Origin of the sequence: Mesorhizobium sp. M7A.F.Ca.US.006.04.2.1 (assembly GCF_004022915.1) — a bacterium.
Taxonomy (GTDB): domain Bacteria; phylum Pseudomonadota; class Alphaproteobacteria; order Rhizobiales; family Rhizobiaceae; genus Mesorhizobium; species Mesorhizobium ciceri.
Genome location: NZ_RZQA01001019.1, coordinates 1 through 1,989 on the forward strand (window position 1 = coordinate 1; position 1,989 = coordinate 1,989).

General features: G+C 64.3%; 3 protein-coding genes. All 3 read right to left on the reverse strand.

Features of this window, described 5'->3' with window-relative positions:
• A partial coding sequence (locus tag EN925_RS33615) for an SDR family NAD(P)-dependent oxidoreductase (RefSeq protein ID WP_128337257.1) occupies positions 1 to 564 on the reverse strand: 564 nt, incomplete at its 3' end.
• A complete protein-coding gene (locus tag EN925_RS33620; RefSeq protein WP_127370173.1) occupies positions 561 to 1,079 on the reverse strand; it encodes a hypothetical protein in 519 nt (172 codons plus the stop codon). The genes EN925_RS33615 and EN925_RS33620, both read right to left, overlap by 4 nt.
• A 59-nt stretch (positions 1,080 to 1,138) precedes the next feature.
• On the reverse strand, positions 1,139 to 1,989 hold an 851-nt coding region (odhB, locus tag EN925_RS33625; protein WP_128337258.1), incomplete at its 5' end, for a 2-oxoglutarate dehydrogenase complex dihydrolipoyllysine-residue succinyltransferase.

The following is a 1,989-nucleotide window of genomic DNA, read 5'->3' on the forward strand; positions in this document are numbered from 1 at the left end:
CACCGCATTGACGCGGATGCCTTCTAGCGCCACCTCACGGGCGAGCCCGACGGTGAAGGTGTCGATGGCGCCCTTGGAGGCGGCATAATCGACATATTCGCCCGGCGAGCCCAATGTCGACGCGGCCGACGAGATGTTGACGATGGATCCGCCCGACCCGCCATGACGGGTCGACATGCGCTTCACCGCCTCGCGGGCGCAGAGGAACGAGCCGACGACATTGATGCGCATCATGCGCTCCAGCCGCGAAACATCCATCTCGTCGACGCGCGCCTTGACGTCGACGATGCCGGCATTGTTGACGAAGGCATCGAGCCGTCCATAGGCGCGGTCGACGGCCTCGAACATGGCCACGATATCGGACTCCTTGCCGACATCGCCCTTGACCGCGAAAGCCTCGCCGCCGGCGGCCTCGATCTCGGCGACCAGCGCCTTGGCGGCCTCCTGGTTCGAAGCGTAGTTGACCGCGACCCGGTAGCCGGCCTTCGATCCGAGCCGGCAGATCGCGGCGCCGATGCCGCGGCTGCCGCCGGTGACCAGCAGCACCTTTTGCGTCCCGCTCATTCCTGGCATCCCTTCAAGGCAAACACATCCCACGGCACTTTCGAAAATCCGCTGCCGCCATAGGCGCTGGATTGGCGCAACGCCGGCCCGAGGTCCGGCAGGATCAGCGTCTTCGGCGCTTCGACGCCTTCAGCCGGCAGCAGTCCGATGTTGCCGTTTTCATCCGCCGTGTAGATGACGCCGTGCCAGGGCGTGCAGGCGGCAAGCTCCTCGCCGGTGACGTCGCCCTCGGGGCATTTGTGCATCAGCGCGCCGTTCGGCCGCGATACGCCTTCATTCCACATGACGATGCCGTTAAGCACCACATTGTTGTCGAGGATCATCCGGAAGCTGTTGGTGACGGTCGCCGAGGTGCCGGTCGGCGTGAAATCGATCTCGCTGCCGCTCTGGGCGTCGCCATAGACAGCGAGTTCTATCGGGCAGGCGGCATGGGCGCCGGCAGCGGCCAGCACCATGCCGGCCGCGATCGATGCGATCGAAAGCACCTTGGAAAGGCTAAGGGAACGGGTCGTCATTCTGCCGCGCAGATCCCTTCCTCCGGCACACATTCCAACAGCCGGATCAGCACCAGACCTCAGAGATCAAGCACCAGCCGTTCCGGATCCTCCAAGCTTTCCTTGACGCGCACCAGGAACGTCACCGCTTCCTTGCCGTCGACGATACGGTGATCGTAGCTGAGCGCCAGGTACATCATCGGCCGGATGACGATCTGGCCGCCGACCACGACAGGCCGGTCCTGGATCTTGTGCATGCCCAGAATGCCCGACTGCGGCGCGTTGAGGATCGGGGTCGACATCAGCGACCCGTAAACGCCGCCGTTCGAAATCGTAAACGTGCCGCCCTGCATGTCGGCGACCGACAGCTTTCCGTCACGCGCGGCGATACCCAGCCGGCCGATGTCCTTCTCGATCTCGGCGATCGACATCTGGTCGGCATTGCGCACCACCGGCACGACGAGGCCCTTTTCAGTGCCGACGGCGACGCCGATATGGGCATAGTTCTTGAAGATGATATCGGTGCCGTCGATCTCGGCATTGACCGAGGGGATTTCCTTCAACGCGTGCGTGACGGCCTTGGTGAAGAAGCCCATGAAGCCGAGCTTCACGCCGTGCTTCTTCTCGAACACGTCCTTGTATTTGGTGCGCAGCGCCATCACCGCTGACATGTCGACCTCGTTGAAGGTGGTCAGCATGGCTGCGGTCGACTGCGCTTCCTTGAGGCGGCGCGCGATGGTCTGGCGCAATTTGGTCATGCGCACGCGCTCCTCGCGCGATGCATCGTCGCCCGAGGACGGCGCCCGCACGGCAACCGGTGCCGGTGCTGCTTTCGGCGTCTCGGCCGGCTGCGACGGCGCGCCCTTGGAGATGGCGTCGAGCACGTCACCTTTCAGCACCTGGCCGCGCTTTCCCGAACCGGAGATCTGGT

Coding starts and splice junctions, on each gene's coding strand:
- EN925_RS33620 (WP_127370173.1), bottom strand. CDS start 1,079: ATGACGACCCGTTCCCTTAGCCTTTCCAAGGTGCTTTCGATCGCATCG.